The organism is Streptomyces antarcticus, from assembly GCF_026627255.1.
Classification (GTDB): Bacteria; Actinomycetota; Actinomycetes; order Streptomycetales; family Streptomycetaceae; genus Streptomyces; species Streptomyces antarcticus.
This window is the reverse complement of the sequence record NZ_JAPNLM010000007.1, coordinates 185,968-207,311: the sequence shown is the minus strand read 5'-3', so window position 1 is coordinate 207,311 and position 21,344 is coordinate 185,968. Positions and strand designations below refer to the sequence as shown.

Annotated in this window: 24 protein-coding genes and 3 pseudogenes; 8 read left to right on the top strand and 19 right to left on the bottom strand. The window is 70.2% G+C overall.

What is annotated here, in order from left to right:
- Window positions 1–237 precede the first annotated feature (237 nt).
- The 4 genes from OTB16_RS13720 to OTB16_RS13705 form a co-directional block, all read right to left on the bottom strand.
- Entirely contained in the window at window positions 238–1,536 is a 1,299-nt protein-coding gene (locus OTB16_RS13720; RefSeq protein ID WP_267720414.1) for a hypothetical protein, read from the bottom strand.
- Window positions 1,537–1,966: 430 nt separating this feature from the next.
- On the bottom strand, window positions 1,967–2,233 hold the full coding sequence (locus OTB16_RS13715; protein ID WP_267720413.1) for a hypothetical protein: 267 nt from the start codon (window positions 2,231–2,233) through the stop codon (window positions 1,967–1,969).
- A 226-nt stretch (window positions 2,234–2,459) separates the two neighbouring features.
- Window positions 2,460–3,005: a DUF4241 domain-containing protein gene (locus OTB16_RS13710; protein ID WP_267720412.1), complete on the bottom strand. Its 546-nt coding sequence runs from the start codon at window positions 3,003–3,005 to the stop codon at window positions 2,460–2,462.
- Between the two features lie 454 nt (window positions 3,006–3,459).
- A complete protein-coding gene (locus OTB16_RS13705; protein ID WP_267720411.1) occupies window positions 3,460–3,834 on the bottom strand; it encodes a cupin domain-containing protein in 375 nt (124 codons plus the stop codon).
- Window positions 3,835–3,901: 67 nt separating this feature from the next.
- Here OTB16_RS13705 and OTB16_RS13700 point away from each other — a divergent pair, with 67 nt between their 5' ends.
- Together OTB16_RS13700 and OTB16_RS39560 are read left to right on the top strand one after the other, a co-directional pair.
- Complete coding sequence (locus OTB16_RS13700; protein WP_267720410.1) at window positions 3,902–4,342, top strand: MarR family winged helix-turn-helix transcriptional regulator; 441 nt, start codon at window positions 3,902–3,904, stop codon at window positions 4,340–4,342.
- Entirely contained in the window at window positions 4,249–4,833 is a 585-nt protein-coding gene (locus tag OTB16_RS39560; protein ID WP_420717688.1) for an MFS transporter, read from the top strand. Before OTB16_RS13700 ends, OTB16_RS39560 begins: the two co-directional genes overlap by 94 nt.
- 189 nt (window positions 4,834–5,022) lie before the next feature.
- Here the strand turns inward: OTB16_RS39560 and OTB16_RS13690 are convergent, their stop codons facing one another.
- The 5 genes and pseudogenes from OTB16_RS13690 to OTB16_RS39555 form a co-directional block, all read right to left on the bottom strand.
- Window positions 5,023–5,784 carry an MFS transporter gene (locus tag OTB16_RS13690; protein ID WP_324290819.1) on the bottom strand — a complete coding sequence of 254 codons (762 nt, stop codon included), beginning with the start codon at window positions 5,782–5,784 and terminating at the stop codon, window positions 5,023–5,025.
- 195 nt (window positions 5,785–5,979) lie between these two features.
- A complete protein-coding gene (locus OTB16_RS13685) occupies window positions 5,980–6,195 on the bottom strand; it encodes a hypothetical protein (protein WP_267720409.1) in 216 nt (71 codons plus the stop codon).
- 67 nt (window positions 6,196–6,262) lie between these two features.
- On the bottom strand, window positions 6,263–6,664 hold the full coding sequence (locus tag OTB16_RS13680) for a hypothetical protein (RefSeq protein ID WP_267720408.1): 402 nt from the start codon (window positions 6,662–6,664) through the stop codon (window positions 6,263–6,265).
- Window positions 6,665–7,617: 953 nt separating this feature from the next.
- The gene (locus OTB16_RS13675; protein WP_267720407.1) at window positions 7,618–7,764 is read right to left on the bottom strand and encodes a hypothetical protein; all 147 of its coding nucleotides are present in this window, start codon (window positions 7,762–7,764) and stop codon (window positions 7,618–7,620) included.
- Window positions 7,765–7,935: 171 nt separating this feature from the next.
- Window positions 7,936–8,226: pseudogene (locus OTB16_RS39555) on the bottom strand (hypothetical protein); the annotation flags it as partial.
- 151 nt (window positions 8,227–8,377) lie between these two features.
- Between OTB16_RS39555 and OTB16_RS13670 the strand changes: the two are divergent.
- On the top strand, window positions 8,378–8,911 hold the full coding sequence (locus OTB16_RS13670; RefSeq protein ID WP_267720406.1) for a type 1 glutamine amidotransferase domain-containing protein: 534 nt from the start codon (window positions 8,378–8,380) through the stop codon (window positions 8,909–8,911).
- Between the two features lie 11 nt (window positions 8,912–8,922).
- Window positions 8,923–9,189: a GlsB/YeaQ/YmgE family stress response membrane protein gene (locus OTB16_RS13665; protein ID WP_267720405.1), complete on the top strand. Its 267-nt coding sequence runs from the start codon at window positions 8,923–8,925 to the stop codon at window positions 9,187–9,189.
- Between the two features lie 144 nt (window positions 9,190–9,333).
- Here the strand turns inward: OTB16_RS13665 and OTB16_RS13660 are convergent.
- Window positions 9,334–10,192: pseudogene (locus OTB16_RS13660) on the bottom strand (IS5 family transposase).
- A 228-nt stretch (window positions 10,193–10,420) separates the two neighbouring features.
- Here OTB16_RS13660 and OTB16_RS13655 point away from each other — a divergent pair.
- A complete protein-coding gene (locus OTB16_RS13655; RefSeq protein ID WP_324290818.1) occupies window positions 10,421–10,801 on the top strand; it encodes an Imm10 family immunity protein in 381 nt (126 codons plus the stop codon).
- A gap of 3 nt (window positions 10,802–10,804) precedes the next feature.
- Here OTB16_RS13655 and OTB16_RS13650 read toward each other — a convergent pair.
- From OTB16_RS13650 to OTB16_RS13640, 3 genes and pseudogenes are all read right to left on the bottom strand, one after another.
- Window positions 10,805–10,912 (bottom strand): annotated as a pseudogene (locus OTB16_RS13650) (IS5/IS1182 family transposase); the annotation flags it as partial.
- Between the two features lie 115 nt (window positions 10,913–11,027).
- Complete coding sequence (locus OTB16_RS13645) at window positions 11,028–11,369, bottom strand: STAS domain-containing protein (protein ID WP_267720403.1); 342 nt, start codon at window positions 11,367–11,369, stop codon at window positions 11,028–11,030.
- A 339-nt stretch (window positions 11,370–11,708) separates the two neighbouring features.
- Window positions 11,709–13,031: a PP2C family protein-serine/threonine phosphatase gene (locus tag OTB16_RS13640; RefSeq protein ID WP_267720402.1), complete on the bottom strand. Its 1,323-nt coding sequence runs from the start codon at window positions 13,029–13,031 to the stop codon at window positions 11,709–11,711.
- A gap of 256 nt (window positions 13,032–13,287) precedes the next feature.
- Between OTB16_RS13640 and OTB16_RS13635 the strand changes: the two genes are divergently transcribed.
- The gene (locus tag OTB16_RS13635; protein ID WP_267720401.1) at window positions 13,288–13,680 is read left to right on the top strand and encodes a hypothetical protein; all 393 of its coding nucleotides are present in this window, start codon (window positions 13,288–13,290) and stop codon (window positions 13,678–13,680) included.
- A 109-nt stretch (window positions 13,681–13,789) separates the two neighbouring features.
- Here OTB16_RS13635 and OTB16_RS13630 read toward each other — a convergent pair whose 3' ends face one another.
- Together OTB16_RS13630 and OTB16_RS13625 are read right to left on the bottom strand one after the other, a co-directional pair.
- Window positions 13,790–14,776, bottom strand: coding sequence for a magnesium and cobalt transport protein CorA (locus tag OTB16_RS13630; protein ID WP_267720400.1), 987 nt, complete (start codon window positions 14,774–14,776; stop codon window positions 13,790–13,792).
- 250 nt (window positions 14,777–15,026) lie between these two features.
- On the bottom strand, window positions 15,027–15,797 hold the full coding sequence (locus OTB16_RS13625) for a response regulator (protein WP_267720399.1): 771 nt from the start codon (window positions 15,795–15,797) through the stop codon (window positions 15,027–15,029).
- Window positions 15,798–15,912: 115 nt separating this feature from the next.
- Between OTB16_RS13625 and OTB16_RS13620 the strand changes: the two genes are divergently transcribed.
- Together OTB16_RS13620 and OTB16_RS13615 are read left to right on the top strand one after the other, a co-directional pair.
- Window positions 15,913–17,520, top strand: a complete 1,608-nt coding sequence (locus OTB16_RS13620; protein WP_267720398.1) for a sensor histidine kinase — start codon at window positions 15,913–15,915, stop codon at window positions 17,518–17,520.
- Window positions 17,517–18,698 carry a PP2C family protein-serine/threonine phosphatase gene (locus OTB16_RS13615; protein ID WP_267720397.1) on the top strand — a complete coding sequence of 394 codons (1,182 nt, stop codon included), beginning with the start codon at window positions 17,517–17,519 and terminating at the stop codon, window positions 18,696–18,698. Before OTB16_RS13620 ends, OTB16_RS13615 begins: the two co-directional genes overlap by 4 nt.
- 41 nt (window positions 18,699–18,739) lie before the next feature.
- On the opposite strand, the gene OTB16_RS13610 is transcribed toward OTB16_RS13615, so the two are convergent.
- The 4 genes from OTB16_RS13610 to OTB16_RS13595 all read right to left on the bottom strand — a co-directional run bounded on the left by OTB16_RS13610 (window position 18,740) and on the right by OTB16_RS13595 (window position 20,984).
- Complete coding sequence (locus OTB16_RS13610; protein ID WP_267720396.1) at window positions 18,740–19,120, bottom strand: hypothetical protein; 381 nt, start codon at window positions 19,118–19,120, stop codon at window positions 18,740–18,742.
- Window positions 19,117–19,704, bottom strand: coding sequence for a TetR/AcrR family transcriptional regulator (locus OTB16_RS13605; protein ID WP_267720395.1), 588 nt, complete (start codon window positions 19,702–19,704; stop codon window positions 19,117–19,119). The genes OTB16_RS13610 and OTB16_RS13605 overlap by 4 nt, the downstream gene beginning before the upstream one ends.
- 109 nt (window positions 19,705–19,813) lie before the next feature.
- Window positions 19,814–20,386 (bottom strand): cytochrome P450, encoded by a 573-nt coding sequence (locus OTB16_RS13600; protein ID WP_420717687.1) that lies wholly within the window; start codon window positions 20,384–20,386, stop codon window positions 19,814–19,816.
- A complete protein-coding gene (locus tag OTB16_RS13595) occupies window positions 20,322–20,984 on the bottom strand; it encodes a deoxynucleoside kinase (protein ID WP_267720394.1) in 663 nt (220 codons plus the stop codon). The genes OTB16_RS13600 and OTB16_RS13595 overlap by 65 nt, the downstream gene beginning before the upstream one ends.
- Window positions 20,985–21,344 lie beyond the last annotated feature (360 nt).

The following is a 21,344-nucleotide window of genomic DNA, read 5'->3' as shown; positions in this document are numbered from 1 at the left end:
TGGTCCTCAGAGACGCTGAACAGCAAAATCACCCGTGAAACTTGCGCTCACGGGTGACCGGTACTTCGGAACCATGACAGCTGACGCTGACGCTACACGGACAGCCCTGTTCGCACCACGAAAACACCCATGCCGAACTCCTCGGATTGACTTCCATTGGGTGCCCGCCGACTGGACGGGGGCGGCCACGGGGATGCGCCTGGGGTCAGCGTCCGGCCCCGAACCGCCCGGTCACCATCACGAGGGGCCCGGGCGGAACGAACGGACGGCTCGGGCGAACAGGCTCAACCGGCGTGCCCACTTCGCCCCGCCGAGCTGGTCGACGTACAGGCCGGCCTGCGGGTCGACGGCGCGCAGGCCGGTCTCCAACTGGACGCTCAGCGCCAGTTGGCAGAGCTGCTCCAGCGCCACTGTCGGCGGCACGGTGTCACCCGTAAGGGGTAGGGACACCTCGTACCGGCCCGACGTCCGGTCCAGGGCCAGGCGGACGCCCGTGACCGGATGGGCCACGGCTGTCTCGTCCGGCGCGCCCGCCGACAGCCCCAGCACCTCGCGGGCCTCCCGGGCGACCCGGTCCCATGCGGCGAGGGCCGCGACCGGGCCGGTCGGTGTCGGGGCGTCGCCCTCGCGGAAGGTGATCACGTACCGCCCAGGCGTGCGGACCCCGCCCAGGGAGCTTTCCGAGGCGCCTTCCGGAGACGCGTCGTCCGCCGGGTCGTACGCGTCCTCGTACCCGCCCTCGTACGCGTCCTCGATCGGAAAGCGGCTGCGCAACCACCTCTCGGCAGCCTCCCAGCCCTCCTCGCCCCCCGGGCCGGCCCACCTCCGCAGCCGGTCCTCCGCCTTCACCAGCCCCTCCCCGGAGTCGACGGCCCGCTCGAGCGCGCCTTCCAGCTCCGCCAGGTCCGCCGACTCCGTCGGATCCGCCGGATCGCCCGGCTCAGGCTCCGGGTCCGCCTTCGTCTTCGCCGCCGTTCCCGAGGGCGGCAGCACCGCTCGCGTCCCCTCGGTGCGTACGACCTCGCCGGCCGGCCCTTCCGGTAAGCGGCGCCGGGTCAGCGTGAAGGACGTACTGCTCCCGATCTCCTGGGCCTGAACGGCGAGCACGTCCGGGCCGGGTCGCCAGGCCAGCGCGCACCGGAGGTAGCCGTGGGTCGGGTCGGCCAGGTGCTCGCGGGCCTCGGCCAGGTCCGCGAAGGTGTACAGGTACCGGTCCGCGATGTCGTCGGCAAACAGGAACACGTCTCGGACGCCGGCTCCTGCGCCCGTACCAGCACCGGCGCCCGCGCCCGCCACCGGCGCGTCACCCGCGTACTCCAGTGCGAACGCGGCGAGCTCGGCGAGCTGCCCGCCCGACACCTCGCTCCAGGACATGAAGGTGCTTCCTCTCGGCCGGCCGTTCCCGCTGCCGGATGATACGGGGATACGTAGATACGAAGGCACCGGCCGCACCCTCACCAGTCGGCCGAGCGTCCGCGCCACATCCTCGGCGGCGTCGAGGTCGACCAGAGACGTGGCGACGTGGCTCGTGCCCATCGCTCTCACGGTGTCCGACACCCTGCGTCACGTGGGGCTGCCCGCGGTCTACGGCGGCCGGCTCCAGCAGATCATCCGGCCGGGGGTCAGACCTCCAGGCCGTAGCCCTCGGCTCCGCAGCATTCTCGGCGGGTCCTGCTGTGCCACGCTTCTGAGGGCGGGGTACACAGCGCGGCCCCGGTGTTCCGTCGGAGCACCGGGGCCGGAGGCGGTCCGGTCATGTTCCAGAGCGCCTGGGAACCGGTCCTGTCCCGCGCACCCATGTCGGCACGGATTGATCATGACCTTAACCGTGTCCGAGCCCGCCCGCGGCCGAAAGGGAAAGCCGGCCCTGTTGCAGAACGGCCTGCTCCTCGACCTGCTCGCGGGCCGCGGGGACGGTAAGCCCCGCCAGCGCGAAGGAAGTGGTCCGAGAGCGACCTGGGAGCGGTCAGGGAGTGTCGCCGTCCCAGAGGAACGGGCCCTCCCGGTCGGCGGGCTCCGCGGGACTGTAGAGCGCACGCCCGCCGGGCCCGAACAGGCCCCGATCCGTGGCCAGAAGCACACCGTCCACCCGCTCCTGGTCGGGCAGGTTGGTGACGTCGAGGAGCTGGCCGTCGAGCGGTCCGCCCGTCAGCCTCACGTACAACCGCCCGGGCACCGGCCGGACCAAATGGCCCTCGTCACCGCAGTACACCCACTCATCAGCTGTGCTCATTCCGCCCGCTCTCTCCCCTGCCCTGCGTCCCCAGGAGCGGACGAACCCCACTCTTCCGGACCCGCGCGGACGCCGGCAGGGGGGACGACGAACCTGCTCAGGAGATCATCGTCCCTCACTCGTCCAGACCGGGCGGGGATGCCCGTCGGCGGACACCTCGCCTGGGCCTTCAAGGGAGTGTGGAGGCCCGGCGAACTCCAGCTCCAAGCCCCGTGCGGGTGCCGTGTCAGGCCTTGGCGCCGGTCATACCGATGGTGACGACGATCGTGGCCACGTCGCCGGTCGCGGTACGGCCCAGCCAGACGACGCCGCCCGACTGGGCCGTGAACGTGACCAGATCGGCTTGTCGCGACTTGTCACTGATCCGCTCGCACCCGTCCGGCAGACGCCCTCGGTCTCGCGGCTCCCAACGGCCGTCCACGCGCGTGCGAAAGGGCGCGCACAGAGTCGTCCACGCACCTGCGTCGGCGAAGCAGCCAACATTGGCGTCCGCGCCGAAGCGGGGTACCTCGCCCGGCCGAAGCCCGTCGACGTCGTCGTCGACGCCCAGACCCACCTCCCACCCGGCCACGTGATCGTTGCTGACGCACGGGCGGGTCGCGGCACACTCAACGCCGTCGAACCGCTCACCGAAGAACTCGTACGGGCCCGCCGTCCACGCGATCTCCACCCGGTAGACGCCCGGGGGAATCCGCACCGCCAGTTCCCGTCGGGGGCCTCGTCGGCACCCCTCGCGCGTACCTGTAGGTGTCGTCGTCGTCCCAAGGCGCATCGACAACGAGACGGCCGCTGGGCACGCGCATCTCGGCCACCTCCTCGATGCGCGTCACGATGACGGGCGTTGTCGGATCGTCGTACCCCGTCCCGAGGCGGGCGCCGGGCGTGAAAGCCGCCTCCAGGCACCCGGCAGCCTCAGCCCCGGCCCCCGGCCCCCGGCCCCCGGCCCCCGACCCACTCCATGTATCCCCCTGCTCCCCGCCCGGCGGTCGGTCGGTCGATCGGTCGATCGGTCGATCGGTCGATCGGTCGATCGGTCGACCGGTCGACCGGTCACGCGACACGTACGTGGACCCGCCGATATCGGCACCCGGCACATCCCGCTCACGGCCGACTGCCCAGCAGGTCAACCTGCCGGGCAGCGGACGGCATACGGCAGACGGCAGACGGCACGGTGGTGACCGAGGCGGCACTGACCCGGAAGGCGTGACCACCGGCCCTCTGTCGGTCTAACGCGTCCAGGGCGGCGTGATGGTGCTGCCGTCGGCCAGCTTGGCGCTGAGCCCGGCCCGTGTAGTGACCCACATGTGCGCGGGCTGGTCGGTGGTATTGGCAACCGCCAGCTCGGACCCTGCCGGAGCCACCGCCGCGTCACCGGCGCCGAGTTCGGCGCTCTCGCCGCCGATGGTGAGCCGCAGGCGACCGGACAGGACGTAGAACGTTTCCTCGTGACTGATCATGTGGGCCGGACCCACCGTGCCGGCCGGGATCTCGCCGCGCCAAGCGGCCAGGTCCCGGCTGCCCGTGCCCGGACGGACGTAGGAAACGAAGCGGACACCGTGCATCTCGTGCACGACGGCCTCGTCACTGCGGATGAAGGACATGCCAGCCTCCTGGTAGACAACTTACTTGTCTATAAAGACAAGCAGCTTGACGAGTTATAGTCAAGGTATGGATGACGCTCTGGCCTTCTCCGCACTCGTGCTGGCACTCTCCGGACAGTTGGTGCAGGAGATCCACGCTCGCGTGTCCCAACAGGGATTCGAGGACCTGCGGCCCGCACACGGCTTCGCCTTCGCCCGCATTTCCCTGGGCGGCGCCACCACGGCCGGACTGGCCGAGCACCTGGGGGTGACCAAGCAGGCCGCCGCCCAGCTGGTCGAGGAGCTGGTCCGCAAGGGATACGTTGTGCGGCACCCGCACCCCCACGACGCCCGCGCGCGGCTGCTGGCGCTGACCGAGACCGGCTGGGCCGCCACTCGCGCCGCCGACCAGGCGGCCCAAACTGCCGTCGCACCGTGGCGAGAGGCGCTGGGCGAGGCACGCTTCAGCGAACTCGTCGCCGACCTCACCCGCCTTACTTCACCGGGGCCGATCCGCCCCGCCTGGTGAGTCGGCCCCGCGGTGATGCCCAGCATGCCCGCGAAAGTGACCGCCGGCTCCGGCACCGCGCAGCGGCTGCCCCGCCACCTCAACGCCGCCGCCACCGCGCCACGTGCCCGCCGCGCCGACACCGTGTGCGGCCGCAGTGGATCCACGCCGCCTACGCGCTCACGTTCACCCTCGGGATGATCACCGGCGGCCGGCTCGGGGACCTCTACGGCCGTGGGCGGATCTTCCTGCTGGGTACCGGCGCATTCACCGTCGCCTCGCTACTGTGCGGCCTCGCAGCCGACCCCGCCACGCTGATCGCCACCCGCGCGGTACAGGGCGCCGGGCGCGATCTGCCCTCACCTCGACGCTGCGGCACGGCACGTTCGTGCGGCATCACATCAACATGCTGGTCCGCTATTCGCTCTGTCTGCCCGACCTGCCGGACCTGCCGGACCCGCCTGGCAGCCTGCGGCCCCTGCCGTGCCCCGGCCATCTGGGAGGAGGAGTGAGAAGCCCTCGGCGGGCCTGCGCGGCCGGGCGCCAGGGGCATCCGGCCGGTTGGCGGGAGGCAGCGGCCAGCCTCATCAGGGCGTGCCCGGCCGGCCAGCGTTGCCGGAGCCCGGACCAAGGTAGGCGTGACCGGTCGCTAGGGATGCTGACCCGCATTCGCGCCGCCTCATCGGAGAACGACCTCTTGCTCACTTATCGCCGGCCGGGTTGGGTGCGTCTTGTCGGCCGGTGGGGGCGGGGGCGTGTGGCGGGTGGTGAGGAAGGAGTGCGGCGGCGGTGAGGCCGATGAGTCCGACGGCTCCCAGGGTGATCATCGCAGCGGCGTAGGCGTGGCTGGTGAGGCCGGCGACGAGGATGGTGCCTGCGACTGCCGTACCGAGGGAGGAGCCGAGGTTGGAGACGCTGCGGGACAGGCCGGAGATCTCGCCCTGCTGGTCCTCGGCGAAGCTCGACTGGACGATGTTGACCGAGGGGGTGAGCATCACGCCGAGTCCGAGGCCGATGAGGAGCAGTCCGGGCGCGAAGGCCCAGGGGCTGGGGGAGCCGCCGACCACGATGATCAGAACAATGATGCCGACGATCGTGGTGACGAACCCCGTGAGGATGAGCGTGCGCTGTGCGCGGCGCTTGGCGAGGCGTTCGGCTGCGAGGGAGGACACGAGGATTCCGAGGGTGGCCGCGGTGAAGATCACGCCGGTCTGGACCGCGTCGTAGCCGCGGACGACCTGCAGGTAGGAGGCCACCGTGAAGGACACCCCCATCAGGAGCAGCCACTGGGTGTTCTGGGTGACGAGCCCGAGGTTGGAGGTGCGGATGCGGAACAGGCTGGTGGAGAGCAGCGGTTCCTTGCCTGCGCGTTCCCTGGCACGGACCCAGCGGAAGAAGCCGGCCAGGAAGAGCGCGCCGAGGGCGAGGAGGGCGAGCATCAGCCAGCCGTTGTCGGCTGACACCAGTGAGCTCGCCGAAGAAGAGCTGGAACAGGTGGGCTACTGGCGCCCCAGCACAGTCGGCGAGCTGATGTTCAACTGGTGGGACTGAACGGGGTCGTTTGCCCGGGGGCTTGTCGGTAAGTTCTCAAGGCGCTTGCTGTCGACCACGACGAACGTCCCCCTTGCCATCCGGGCTGCCCAGCGGGGTGTCGGCCGTCATGGCGTGATGCCTTCCAGGACCTTGACGGCATCGTCCGGATCCATCTGTTCGTCCTCGCTGCCGTCGATGAACCGGAGGACATCGACCAAGGCATCGGCCAAGGCGTGGGTCGAGGCGTGGGCCGAGGACGAGGACGAGTACACGGGCTTCGCGGCGGACTTCCAGCAGTTCAGGAAGCTGAGTCCGCCCATCTCTGCACGGACCACTGACATCGCGTTCGGTCAACCTTCTGATCCGGCCCTTCGCCTGCCGCTCGACGCGCGTGCGGCGTATGGGCCTTCAGCCGTTCAGGGCGACCAGCCTTCGGTAGTCCAGTTGGTCCTTCTGCCCGGCGGTGAGATGCATGCGAGTGTCCGTGAGGAACTCCTTCAGGGCCGCGTATCCCTCGGTACAGGGCTCCTCTTGTCCGCCGGCCTCCGCCGGGGCCCACTGGATCAGCACCGTCTCATGCCTGCGCGAACCCTCCCGGGTGGCGAAGGCCAGTTCGTGGACGACCAGGCGCGCCGCGTCCGGCGGAAGGGCCTGGAGGAGCTCTTCGTGGGTCAGGTTGCCTACCAGTTCGACCTCCAGCGCATGCGGCGCCGGGGCGCAGTGGAGGATCACGGTGTTGACGTCACGCTGGTCCTTGAGGCGGTGGAGGGCGTCGACAGCTTCGGGTGACAGGCCGGTCGGGTGGCTCATGGTGGCTCGCTTCGGTCGCAGGGCTGGACCTGGGATCAACGAATCAAGCGTTCGCGAGGTTGCGCCGACCGGTGCGTGCCCTGGTCGGCGAGTCGCCTCGCGCGCGAGCTGTGCTGGAACGCGTGGAGGGGCCCTGGTGCCTGTGGCACCAGGGCCCCGAAGGAACTGCTACACCATCTGCCGGCCCTGATCCTGCGCCGGCCTTCTGTGTCCGCGTGCCCGACCGGAATGCTGCCGGGGCTGCGGGGATCGCGGTTGCTTGACCGGAGACCACCTCACTATCGATGTCCTGCGGTACCCGGACTCAACACTCCGTCCGGGCGATCCTGATGGCGCCCAATCCCTCCGTTCATCCCTCAGGCGATCAACTGCTTACCAACGGGAACTGCGTACTGCTCGTGATGCGAACTGCTGGTGATGCGAACTGCTCGTACTGCGCGTGACCTGACCGAGCGCCACGCCTTCGGCAGCCAGCCCCGTCGCCCGTCCTGCGTCTGCTCTGGCTTGGAACCCCACTGCCGAACCTCCCGATGCGCGCGCCCGCAGCCGACGCCTTCACCGAGGTACCACTCACTGACTTCACTGCTGGGTACTGCGTACTGCCGACGGCAGCCCCTGATGACTGCGGGCCACCCGGTCCGGTCGCCAGTCCCGTCGCCGTCCTGCAACCGCTCTGGCTTCGGAACTCCACCACCGCACCGCACTGCTGAACTGCGACTACCTGTCTTGCGGGTACTGCTGCCCGGCAGTTCGTCTCTGCCAGGCCCTTCGGTCTCTCTGGGCTACGAGAGAAACCATAACCAGACCGGAATCCAATGTCTACTCCAGCCAGCATAGATTTTTGGGCGTTCGACGGTGAGGTAATCGATTTCGAACAGCGGCCCAGGGAGGGGAGTCGACGCACGGTACGGGCGTCCACGGCTTCGCCGCCGTCGGCGACGTGCGATCCGATGTCACAGGCCTGCCAGGGCGAGGATCCTGTGCATGGCCGCGGACGACAGGTCGGGATTGCCCGCCGCGGCGCTCGCGAAGGACTCCGATGGGTCGACCAGCAGCCTCGCCAAGCCCTCCGCCAGCAGCCGGGGATGGGCCGCTGTCACGCGGCGCACCATGCGGTCGGGGTCGGGGGCAAGGCGATGCAGGGATTCGACCGGCAAGTCCACCTCCCTCAGGGCCAGTTGCCAGTCGTCGGCCGGACGCCACCGGGTTCTCCCATCGCGGCCGATGCACGGAGTAGGCGTACGGCGAGGCGTGACGGTCGGATCGGGGTCTGCGGCGAGCTCGTCGCGCAGCGCCGGTGGGAGGTCTGGGTGCTTCGCGAGCTCCCTGCGTACGCCCTCGTCGGGATCGTCGGCCGGCGGAACCGGGTGGGGAAGCCGCCGGTAGTTGGTCGTACAGGCTGCCGCCCCTGCCCGATCCCTCGCGATGGGCGAGGAGGCGACGTACGAGCTCGGACGGCAGGGCAGGGGTAGCCGCGAGTCAGTGCACCTCCTCGTCGAGATGAACCGGCAGCGGTACGGCGTCCGACACGGCGTCCGACATGGTGAGTGACCCTTCTGCATGGCGACCTGACCACGGAGTCCTTACCGGATGCGGCACACGGTGCCGACCAGCCCGGGATGTTGTAGTTGATCCCCTTTCGATGTTTCGTCCTCCGACCATGGGACAGTCGATAGACAGATCGTGACTTTCACTTCCGAAGGAGACATTTTCATGCGCGTGGCGTTCCTGGTGGCCACCGAGGGCATCGAACAGGTCGAGCTGACCCAACCGTGGCAGGCCGTCGTCCAGGCTGGGGGCAGCCCCTCCCTGGTGTCCCTCGAGCCGGGCCGTGTGCAGGCGTTCGACCATCTGGACAAGGCCGACACGTTCCCCGTCGACCTCACCGTGGGCGAGGCCAAGGCCGAGGAGTTCGACGCTCTGGTCCTGCCCGGCGGTGTGGCCAACCCCGACGCGCTGCGGGTGAACGCGGAGGCCGTCGCGCTGGTCCGCAGCTTCTTCGACCAGGGCAAGCCCGTCGCGGCGATCTGCCACGCGCCGTGGACGCTGGTGGAGGCCGATGTCCTGCGCGGCCGCACCCTGACGTCCTGGCCCAGTCTGCGCACAGACCTGGTCAACGCGGGTGGCAACTGGGTGGACGAAGAGGTTCACGTCTGCACGGCGGCGCCCTCCACGCTCATCACCAGCCGGAACCCGGACGACCTGCCCGCGTTCTGCACCGCACTGGTCACCGAACTGAAGGGCTGAGGGGACACACCGTGGGAATCATCGCCTGGATCCTGATCGGACTGCTGGCCGGCGCCATCGCCAAAGCGATCACCCCCGGCCGCGACCCCGGCGGCTGCCTGATCACCATGCTGATCGGCATCGCCGGCGGACTGCTCGGCGGCTGGCTCGGGAAGGTCATCTTCGGAGTCGAATCGATCAACGGATTCTTCCACCTGTCCACCTGGATCGCGGCCATCGTGGGCTCGGTCATCCTGCTCCTGCTGTACCGGCTCGTGGCCGGGCGCCGCAGCCACTGAAACGAATCTCCCGCGCCCCGTCCTCCATCCCGTCCTCCGCCCCGCTGGGCCCTGTCCATCAGGACCCGGCGGGGCGGAGTCCGTTCCCGGCTTCGGCCGCAACCGGCGGCCGCCGGTTGCGGCTAAGACCGACCGGCAAATGGGTCACTTGAGGCGGCGGGTGGTGGGGCGGTCGTCCCAGCGGTAGAGGCTGGTCGCGCGGCGGACAAGCATGCGGAGCGTGACGAGGGCGGCGGCCAGGTAGAGGTAGAAATCCACGGCCTTGCCGTCCCTCTCGGTGCACCGCCGCAGCTTGCCGTAGCCGTTCATCCACGAGTGCGTGCGCTCGATAACCCACCGCTTCCCCGCCTGGATCGGGGCGGGTATCCCCTTGCGGGCGATCTCACCGGTGAAGCCGAACTCATCCAGCAGTTCACGGGTCTTGCCGCTGTCGTAGCCGCGGTCCAGATTGACGTTCACGTTGTCCGGCAGGGCGCCGACCTGATCCTTCGTGGCTTGCAGGGTGGGGCCGAGCAGAGGTGAGTCGTGCCGGTTGGCGCCGGCCGAGACGATCCCCAGCGGCACCCCGGCCGCGTCGGAGGAAACCGGGCGCTTCAGCCCTGCTTGCCGCGGTCGACCGGGGAGCGGCCGGCCTTCTCGCCACCGGAAGGAGCCTTGGTGATGCAGCCGTCCACCGAGATCTCGGCCAGCCCGAGGCCGATCATTCGGTCGTACGCCTCCAGTGCCAGTGCGTGGACCTGTTCCGATATCCCCATCTCGGCCCACTGTCTGACACGGCGTCGGATCGTGCGGTCTGAGCACCCGGGGCTGGAGAGCCGCTCGTATCCGGAGCCGTGGACCAGGACTTGGACGACATGTTCAAAGACGATCCGGTCGGCGACTCGGCGACTCGGCGGCGGTGGCAGCCCAGTGGGTGGGTCGGCGCGTACTCGTCCCGTACGGGCAGGAGGTCGGCGAACTGGTCCCACAGGGGTTCGAGCAGGCAAGATGGGACAGCAGGCACGGGCCCTCCGGTAATCACTGAGCGTAGAGAACTCCATGATCACTCAGGCCCGTGCCTGTCTTGCCTCGGAGCCGTAGGCCAGCGCCGGTCCGCACCATTTGCCGGTCGGTCTAAGACGTCGTTTCTTGTGGAGGTGGCTTCAGCACTCGTGGGCGGAGGGGGTGAGCGTGAGCTGTGCTGGGCTCCTGGTAGAACCGGTGTATGACATACAGGTTCACAGCCCGTGCGGTGGCTGCCGAGGTCGACGCTGAAGGCGAGATGCAGGCTGGTGTGGCGGAGGAGGATGAGGGCTTCTTCCTGCTGTTCACGAGCGCTATCGGCGAACCGTCCGTACAGGACATCTCGCTCGGGCTCGACACGTACTGCGTGATGACCCCGGACCAGTGCACGGCCTATGGCTGTGTCCTTGAGGTGGCTCTGACGGGCAGCCTGCTCACGGTGTCGCTGGACCCCGATCGTCTGGATGACTTGGAGTTGGAGGACGCGAAGATCGAGGCAGTGCTCGACGTGCCGGCCGAGAGCATTGACGAGATGCGCGAGGTGCTTGCGAAGGTGCTGACCTTCGGACGCGAGGAAGCCCGGCCTCGGCTCACTGGTTTCTCGGTTTGATCCGCTTGTTGAGGCGGCGTATCCGATCAGGAGTGCCGCGATGCCGACGAAGGCGAGGAAGTGTTCGGCCTTGCGTTCGTAGCGGCGGTGGAGGCGTCGGCATCCGGCGAGCCCGCCGCCGTCATCGCCCGCCTCGGCATCGACCCCGACGAAGCCCTGCGCATCGTCCGCGCGGCACTGCCCCGCGGCACCGCGCCGCACTGGCACGACGCGATCTGCCGCGCCTTTACAGGGTGCGTGCCGCCTCGATGCCGTCAGCCGTCGGGAACAGGTCGCGGGCCTGGGTGAGGTCCAGGAGCCGGCCGAGCCGAGGGGGCACCGGGCCGGCCAGGACCAGGCGACCGGTGCGCAGCATGCGGACCATCAGGTTGAGCATGGAGGAGTCGGCGAAGGCGACCTGGGTGACGTCCAGGACGATCCGGCGTACGCCGGGATCGTCGGCGGCGGCCATGCAGGCCGCCCGGAGGGGTTCCAGGGTCTCCTGGTCGAACTCGCCCGCACACACGATGACGCGGACACCGTCCTCATCGCCCAGGACATGGACCTGGACCTCGACCTGCTGCTCCACCTGCGCTCCCCAGCGTCTGCCGGCCGTTCGCCGGCGGTGCGGTTCCGTGTCCGCCCCGCCGCCAACATACCGGTGACAGAGCCGTGCACCGCTTCGGGCGGCCCATGATCCAAAACACAGGCCGAGGAGGGTCCCGACGGCGTGTTCGAGGGAGTCGAGTTCGACGGTCACGGGCAGGCCGGTGAGGGTGGCGCGGACCAGGGCCGCTCGCAACGTCCCCTCGTCCCGGCAGGTCGAGGTGCCGCGCAGGAGGGACCCGGGCCGGGGGCCTGGTGATGGGACCTTCGAGGACGGTGAGCCGGCTGTGAGGGTCCGGGCTGGTGTCCATGGCCGGGGCCTTCAGCCTCGGTGGTCGTCGGGGACGCGCAGGGCGAGGAGGGCGGTGTCGTCGCTGGCCCACCCCGCGTGGCGCGCGGCGAGGGCGTTGTTGATGTGGCCGACGGTGTCGGCGGCGTTCATGCCGGCCGTGGCGGCCAGGGTGCGGGCCAGGTCGGCGTCGTCGAAGACGTCCCGCGTACGGTCCGGGCGCCCGGGGCGGGCACGGGCCTCGGTCGCGCCGTCGGTGAACAGGAGGAACAGGTCGCCCGGGCCGAGGCGGAACCTGGTGTCGGTCAGCCGGATGGGGTCGAAGACGCCCAGGAGCTGGCCCGGTACGCCGATCTCCCGGACCGTGCCGTCGGCCCGGCGGACGAAGGCGGGCGGGTGGCCGGCCAGGGCGAGGGTGCCGGCGATGCCGGCGGGGGTGAGGCGGAAGCGAGCGTAGACGGCCGTCAGGAACCGTGGGGCGCCCTGGGCGAGCATCGCCGTGTTCAGGTGGGCCAGGACGTCGGCGGGAGTGTGGTTCTCGTTGGCGACCGCGCGGATCGTGTAGCGGGCCATGGAGGAGACCTGGGCGGCCTGGACGCCCTTGCCGCACACGTCGCCCAGGACGGCGGCCCAGGACGTGCCGCGGGTGCGGAACAGGTCGTAGAAGTCGCCGCCGACCTCGATGTCCGAGCGTCCGGCGCGGGAGGCGGGGGTGTAGGAGGCCGCGACCTCGATGCCCGGCACGGCGGGCGGGGCCGGGGGCAGGAGGCCCTGCTGCAGGGAGTGGGCGAGGTCCGCGGAGAGGCTGTGGGCGTTCTGGGCGGCGGTGAGGGACTGGCGCAGGCCTATCTCCGCGCCCACCGCGCGCGACAGGGTCTCCAGCGTCGTCAGGTCGGCGGGAGTCCAGGGGCGGGGGTTGTCGTCGATGACGCAGAAGCTGCCCAGGACTTCCCCTCCGGAGCCGAGAAGGGGGTAGCCGGCCCAGGCGCCGATGCCCATCGTCGCGACGGACGGGTGGTCGCGGGTGCGGGGGTCGTTGGCGGCGTCGTCCACGATGAACGGAGCCCCGTCGAGGCCGACGAGGAAGGAGCAGAAGCTCTCCTCGACCGGGTTCTGCCGGTCCTGGACCGCGACCGCGTCCACACCGACGCAGGCCTTCCAGAACGAGCGGTGCTCGTCCACCAGCGTGATGAAGGCCCGCCCCGAGACGGTGACCCGGGCCGCCAGACCGGCGAGGTCCTCGAAGACCTGCTCCGGCCCCGTGTCCAGCAGGCCCGTCGCCTTCACGGCCGCCAGGCGTGCCCGGTCCCGGAGCTGCCCCGGCAGCGCGGCCGGCTGCTGTACTCGTACTCCCACAGCGCTCCACGCCCTCCCCGGAGGCTGTCCCGGCACCTCCGGCAGTCCTCGCTCATCCGTACGGCCCAAAGCCAACCACGCCGCTCCCCACCTGCCCAACCCTCGGCCGCGCCGCGGACCGCCCGGGGCCCGCGATGGTGATGCCGCCCGACGGGAGGACGATCCGGGCGAGCACGCGCGCGGACGCGTGTTACTCAGGCCGGGACTGAGTACGCGCGCTCTGGGGGGAGTTCGGGTGGGGCGCGACACTGGGGCCATGCGAAGAGAACTGCCGAAGACTCTTGTCCACCAGTTGGCGGTCCCGGTGCTGGCCGGGTTGGCGATGGCGTCCTGGGCCGCCTGGCTGGGCTGGGACCAGCACCGTGACGTGCAAACCGACGGTTCCACGACCGGTCCGTACGAGGCGTGGCAGGTGATCGGGTTGGGGCTGACGCTGCTGGCGATGGTGTCCTGGGCCGCTTCCCGTTCGTACGGCGTGGCCGCGGTGTTCGGCACCAGCATCGGGCTGACCGTCGCCGCGTACTACGACTGGTCGGACGACGGGAGCGGGCTCTACATGATCGGTGTGGGCCTGGTCATGATCGGGAGTCTGACCGTGACCGGCGTCCTTTCGCTGGTGATCGCCTCCACGCGACGGACCCGGCACTGATCCCTCGTGGTCAAGGCCCGTCGCCATCGGAATCGGAATCAGGATCGGGATCAGAACAGGGGCGGCGCCTCCGGAGTACAGCCTTCGTCGCGCCTTCCGGACCGGGCGGTCACAGCCATCTGTTGCGGCGCAGGGCGCGGTAGATGACGGTGCAGGCGGTCACGATGACCACCCAGACCGCGGGATAGCCGTACGGCGACTTCAGCTCGGGCATGTGGTCGAAGTTCATCCCGTACACGCCGACGATCATGGTGGGGACGGCGATGAGCGCGGCCCAGGCGCTGATGCGGCGCATGTCGGCGTTCTGCTGGACGCCCAGCTGGGCGATGCTGGCGCTCAGCATGCCGGTGATGAGTTCGTCGAAGGACAGGATCTGTTCGCTGACCCGCTGGTGGTGATCGGCCACGTCCCGGAAGTAGGCGGCGACCTCCTTGGGGACCTGTGGGACGGCGCCTTCGCTGAGGCGCTGCAGCGCCGGGGCCAGGGGCATCACCGCGCGCTTGAACTCGAGGAGTTCACGCTTGAGCTGATAGATGCGCCCGGCGTCGACCGGCCGGTCCGGGGAGAAGACCTCGCTCTCCAGGGTGTCCACATCACCGGCGAAGGCGTCGGCGACGTCGACGTAGCGGTCGACGACCATGTCCGCGACGGCGTGCAGGACGGCGGCGGGACCACAGCCCAGCTGCTGCGGGTCCTCCTGCAAGCGGCGGCGGACGTCGTCGAGCGGCGGGGCGCTGCCGTGGCGGACGGTGATCGCGTAGCCGGGTCCGGCGAACACCATGATCTCGCCCGTGTCGACGATCTCGCTCGTCGCGGTGACCTTCTCGTGGTCCACGTAGACGATCGTTTTGAGGACGAGGAACAGCATGTCGTCGTAGCGTTCCAGCTTCGGGCGCTGATGGGCGTGGACGGCGTCTTCCACCGCCAGCGGGTGCAGGCCGAAGGCCTCGGCGACCTCCTGCAACTGCTCCTCGGTCGGCTCGTACAGGCCGATCCACGCGAAGCGCCCCGCCCGCGGGTCTATCCGCTCCATGACCTTGCCCAGGTCCACCTGCCCGGGAACGCGGTGCCCGTCTTCGTAGAGCGCGCAGTCCACAACTGCCGACGGCAGCCCCGCACGATCGCCCCTGTGCTGCCCCGCGACCATTTGCTGCCTCTGTTCTTCGTCTCTTCGTCCGACGTCCGACGTCGGACGTCCGGGAACACCGCCTACCCCCGTCCAGCGGGTCATCACCCCACACCTCGGTGGCAGGATCCTTCCCGCCGCCGCTCGCCTACGCGGGCCGTCCACGTCGGGGATACGGGTGCGGGGGATCACGCGTGGGGCGGGTCAGGTGCGGGGCGGGTCAGGTGCGGGGGCGGCTCGCGGTGTCGAGGTAGAAGGCGTCGATGCTCTGCACGGCCTGCTCGAACTCCTCGAGGTTGACCGGCTTGGTCACGTACGCGTTGGCGTGGCTGCTGTACGCGCCGACGATGTCGTCCGGTGCGGCGGAGGTGGTCAGGACGACCACGGGGATGGTCTGGAGGTCGGCGTCGCTCTTCAGGACGCGGAGCAGGTCGCGGCCGTTCATGCGGGGCATGTTGAGGTCGAGGACGATCAGGTCCGGGCGGACGCTGCCCGGCGCGCGCAGGTGTTCCAGCGCGGCGACTCCGTCGGTGACCTGGACCAGGTTGCGGGCGCCGCGCTCGGAGAGGGCTTCCTCGATGAGCATGGCGTCCGCGATGTCGTCCTCGACGAGGAGCACGTCGAAGGGCCGGTCGGGGGTGGTCATCATCGGATGCTCCGTGGGTGCTTCGTCGGTGTGGTTGAAGATTCCCGGCCAGCGGCGGCGTGCGCCTTGGCGGGTCATGCCGCATGCGGCGCCCATCTGCGGGTAGCCGGCTCCCGCGCGGGCCGCGGCTCCCGCCGCGTCGCGCTGAAGGCGTTCCGCGGCCTGCTGGAGGTGGTCCAGCAGGTGGAGCAGGGCCAGCGCCCCCGCCGGATCGTCCGGTGACGGATGGACGGGGGATTCCAGCAGACGCAGGGCCAGGCGCCGCGCGAGAGCGCCGACCGCCGCGTCCGCGACCGCGGCCGTCTCCTGCGGGGTCGTCCGCAACACGAAGTTCTTGCCAGGCATGTCCGGCACCTTAGACCCCCGGGTCAGTCCTCGACAACACAGGTTGTCGCCTTCCCCTTAGAGTGTGCGGGCCGCACTCCTTCGAGGGCGGCTCCACTGCGGAGGGGTTCACACGATGACCGGCGATCAAGGGCGCCCGCGCACGCGGCCGCTTGCCACGTGGACGACCCGGCGCTGGCTGCGCGCGGGCGTGGCGTCGGCCTTGGTGGTCCTGGCGCTGCTCGGGGCGACCGGGGCGTGGGTGCTCGGTCGCACCGCCTCGCTGAGCGAGGAGCTCGTGGACACGCGGTCTCCCGCCCTGAGCACCTCGTTCCGCCTGGAGTCGGCCCTGCTCAACCAGGAGACCGGCATCCGCGGCTACGGCCTCACCGGCACGGTGTCGTTCCTCGAACCCTACGAGAAGGGGCTCGCCGAGGAGAAGGAGTTCACCGCCCGGCTCCAGGAGCTGCTGGGCCGTGACCGGGCCGCACCCGCCGACCAGAGGGCGGTCCAGGACGCCGTGCGCGCGTGGCAGGAGCGGATCGCCCGGCCCATCGCCGCCTCACCGTCCGGAGAGGCCTCACCCCTGGCCGCCGAGCGGGCGGCGGAGGGCAAGACGGCCTTCGACGAGGTGCGGGCGGCCATGACCACCCAGCAGGAGCGTCTGCGCGAGGAGCAGGCCCGGGCCAGGGAAGACCTGCTGGCCACGACGGCCCTGAGGAACTGGGTGTTCACCACGATCGCCGCGGTCATCGCCCTCCTCGCCATCCTGGTCTTCGAAGGGCTCCGACGGGGCATCAACGGGCCGCTGGAGCAGCTCGGGGCGGACGCGAGGGCCATCGCAGGCGGTGACTTCGACCACCCCATCACCCCGACCGGCCCCGCCGACCTGCGGCACCTCAGCGGTGAGATCGACTTCATGCGCCGCCGTCTCGTACGGGAGCTCGCGTTCGCCGAGGAGACCCGGCAGCGTCTGGACGCGCAGGCCGCCGACCTCCAGCGGTCCAACGCCGAGCTGGAGCAGTTCGCGTACGTCGCCTCCCACGACCTCCAGGAACCCCTGCGGAAGGTCTCCAGCTTCACCCAGCTCCTCCAGCGCCGGTACGGCGGGCAGCTCGACGCCAAGGCCGACCAGTACATCGACTTCGCCGTGGACGGGGCGAACCGCATGCAGACCCTCATCAACGACCTCCTCGACTTCTCCCGCGTCGGCCGGGTCCACCACGACCACCAGGACGTCGACCTCGACAAGGTGCTGAAGCGGACCCTGTCCTCGCTGGACGTGAGCATCGAGGAGTCGGGGGCGGTCATCACCTCGGACCCGCTGCCGGCGATCTCCGCCGACCCCACCCAGATGGGCATGCTCTGGCAGAACCTGATCGGCAACGCCGTCAAGTTCCGCCGCCCTGGCCGGGCGCCGGAGATCCACGTCACCGCGGCCCGGGAAGGCGACCTGTGGCGCTTCACGGTCACCGACAACGGCATCGGCATCGCGCCCGAGTACGCCGCCAAGGTCTTCGTGATCTTCCAGCGCCTCCACACCAAGGACGCCTACTCCGGCAGCGGCATCGGCCTCGCGATGTGCAAGAAGATCGTCGAGTTCCAGGGCGGCACGATCTCCATCGACCCGGACTACCGCGAGGGCGCCCGGATCTCCTTCACCCTCGCCCCCGAACCGCCCCAGAACCCCGGCGTCTCCATCCTTCCGGAGGCCACCCGAGCCGGCGCGGAGCCGCAGCCGTGACCGATTCACCCGATGTCGCCCCCGGCGAGGCCGTGTACCGCATCCTCCTCGTCGAGGACGACGAAGGCGACGCCCTGATCGTCGGGGAACTCCTCCACGACACCGGGCTCCGGTTCGAGCTGACCACCAGGACGACCCTCGCAGCGGCCCGCGCCGAACTGGCCCGCGGCCCGATCGACTGCGTCCTGCTGGACCTGCACCTGCCCGACATGGCCGGCACCGACGCGGTCACCACCCTCCGCGGCGTGGCCCCGCACGCCGCCGTGATCGTCATGACCGGCCTGTCCGAAGCGCAGGCGGGCGCCGACGCGATGGCCGCCGGCGCCCAGGACTACCTCGTCAAGGGGAAGGTCGACGCCGATCTGCTGCACCGGACGGTCCGCTACGCCGTCTACCGCAGCCGGACCGAACGCGCGAGCGCCGAAGCGCAGGCCGCCCGCCTGCGGGCCGAGGAGAACGTCCGTCTGGAACGCGGGCTGCTGCCGCAGCCGATCCTCGACACCTCTACCGTGACCGTCACCACCCGCTACCTGCCCGGAGCCGAACGCGCCCTCCTCGGCGGCGACTTTCTCGACGTGGTCGAAGGCGATGACGGGCTGCTGCACGCCGTCGTCGGAGACGTCAGCGGCCACGGCCCGGACGCCGCCGCCCTCGGCGTCTGCCTGCGCATCGCCTGGCGCGCCCTAGTCCTCGGCGGACACCGGGGCCCCGCTCTCCTGCACCTGATGGAACGCATCCTGCACGCCGAGCGCGGCGGCCTGCCGCTGTTCGCGACCTGCGCCCTCCTCACCCTCGACCAGGAGGCGGCCACGGCCACCCTCCACCTCGCCGGCCACCACGAACCCCTCCTCACCACCGACGAAGGCAGCCGCCAGCTGCCCGCGGCGCACGGCGTCGCCCTGGGCGTCGCCCCGAAACTGGGCAACTGGCACGCCACGGTCATCCCGCTCCCGCCGTCCGGAGCCCTGACCCTCTACACCGACGGCCTCACCGAAGGCCACAACGGCACCGCCGCCGGCCGGCTCGAAGTCGCGGGGCTGCTGGAACTCATCGACCGGCTGCCCCCGGCGGACCCCGGCGCCTTCGTCGACCGCCTCATCGAAGAGACTCAGACCCTGAACGCCGGACGCCACACCGACGACCTCGCCGTCCTGCGCCTCGACTGGGACAGCCGCTAGCCCCGACGGGGACAGCCGCTGGGGGTCTCTTCGGGATGTGGCTATGCGGCGCCCACCGCTGTCAGTATCCCGACCGGCAGGAGCAGGATCCACTGCGGCAGTCGCAGCAGGGGCCTGGGCCAGCCGACGGAGAGCGTGACGACCAGGAAGACGGCCGCGTAGGAGACGAAGTGCGCGGCGACGAACCATGCCACCAGGCCGGTCTCCCGCGTACCGTCCGTCAGGGAGAGGCAGATCAGGGCGAGTCCGGAGAGCGTGAGGTCGACGCTCACCATGTGCCACACGGCGTGCAGGACGCGCTTGGGTTCGTCCGCGATCCCGCCGGCGAGCAGGGGACGCACCACATCCCGGTGCCCGCCGACGACGTGCACCGCGGCGACGCCGAGCGCGGTGATCCCTGCCGCGAGGAGCCAGCCGTTCATCGGACCTCGATTCCTTTGGCCACGACAGCGGCCAGGAGTGGGGCCAGCTGCGGGGCAGGGTGTTCCCCGATCAGCCCCACGTGGAAGAACACGGCTCCCGCCAGGGTGTCCAGGACCAGGTCCACGGGTGTTTCAGCCGCGATCTCCCCGCGCAGCACGGCGCGTTCGAAGACGACCAGCAGTCGTTCCTTCGACGGGGCCAGGAAGTCGCCGCGGATGCGCGCCTTCAGTTCCGGGTCGGCGGCGAAGTCGGCGAGCAGCCCCGGGAGGGCCGCCGCGGCGGCAGGCGCGTGGAACTCGTCGATCAGGCCCTGCAGCAGTACGGTCAGGTCCCCGGCCAGCGTTCCGGTGTCCGGGGCGGGAGCGTCGTCGGTGGCCGTGAAGACGGCTTCGAAGACCAACTCCGGCTTGCCCGGCCACCGCCGGTAGATCGTGTCCTTGCCGACGCCGGCCCGTGCGGCCACCGCCCCGATCGATGTCGCGGCGTAGCCGACCTCGGCCACCAGCTCAGCGGTCGCGCCGACGATCGCATCGTGCGAACGGGGATCTCTGGGACGCCCCCGGGGAGGCGGAGAGGAACTCATGTCATTTACCTTACGGGTCGACCCGTAAATAAACAACGGCTCGGCCGGGGCCCCCACGGCACCACGGCCCCTCCCCCTCCCCCTCCCCCTCCCCGTCGCGGACGTGCGGTCACACGTCCCAGGTGACCGGCAGGCTCTTCACCCCATGGATGTCCGCGCTCTCCGGGCGCACGGCGACGTCCTCGGCCAGTACGGCCAGGCGCAGCGTGGGAAAGCGCTGGAGCAGCGCGGAGAACGCGACCCGCATCTCGACGCGCGCCAACTGCGCGCCCAGGCACAGGTGGATGCCGTGGCCGAAGGCCAGGTGCCCGCCGGACTCCCGTCGGAGGTCGAGCAGGTGGGGATCCCCGAAGCGTTCGAAGTCGCGGTTCGCGGTGTTGTACGACAGGACGACCGTCGTGCCGGCCTCGATGGTCTGTCCGCCCACCACGACGTCCTCCAGCGCCGTCCTCATGAAGGACTTGGCGACGCTCAGGTACCGCAGCAGCTCCTCCACGGCCTGGTCGGCCAGCGAGGGATCGGCGCGCAGGGCGGCCTGGATACGACGGTCCAGATGTCGGACGGCGAAGTGAGACGGGCTCGGCAGGGGGCGTGGAGGCGACCGGCGTGGAACGGCTTCAGCGCCGGTGTCTGGCCGTCGCCAGGGCGTCCTTGACCTCGCGCGCCACGCGGGCCGCGTCATCGGGGTTGTTCACCACGTCGGTGTTGTTCATGTCGACGACGAGGACTTCGCTGGCCGAGTAGTGCGTGTGCACCCAGTCGTCGTAGCCGGTCCACAGGGTCCGGTAGTACTCGACGAGGCTCTCGTCCTGCTCGAAGTCACGGCCCCGCAGCCCGATGCGGTGCAGCACCGTCTCGAAGTCCGCCTTGAGGTAGACCATGAGATCGGGTGCCTTGCGGTACGGCAGGCCGTCGATCTCGCGCATCATCTCGCCCAGCAGCCCCTCGTACACCCGCATCTCGAGGGGGCTGATCCGGCCCAGATCGTGATTGACCTTGGCGAAGTACCAGTCCTCGTAGATGGACCGGTCGAGGACGTTGTCACCCTGCTTGTACGCCTCCTTGACGGAGGCGAACCGCGTCTGGAGGAAGTAGAGCTGGAGCAGGAAGGGGTAGCGCTTGGCCTGGATCTCCTCGGGGCTCGACGTGTAGAAGAGCGGCAGGATCGGATTGTCTTCCACGCTCTCGTAGAAGACCTCGCTGCCCAGCTCCTTGGCGAGCAGCTCGGCCACGCTCGTCTTGCCGATTCCGATCATGCCTCCGACGCAGATCACAGCCATACCTCACTTCTCCCTGGGGGATCTTCTGTTCGCGGGCGGGGAGGCTGGGCACCCCACACCACTGAGCGCGTGCCGGCGGCCACTCGATTCCCCGGATCTTCGTGATCAACATCATGTGGTCCCTGCCCGGCGCGAGCCCCGGCGCGAGCCGCATTCCTCGACCGACCGGGCTCCCCGTTTCGCGGGTCCCGCGTACAGCGGCGCGCCACCGCGCCACCGCCCCGCGGCCGCTTCGAAGCATAAATGACGTCTCGCCCCCCGTCGGCCAGAGCGCCGTCACCCGCCTGGCCTGCCCGCGGCGTGCCTGGAGTCGAGGAGCGCGCGGCAGAGGCCGCCGCGGGCAACACCGGGTCCCCTCCC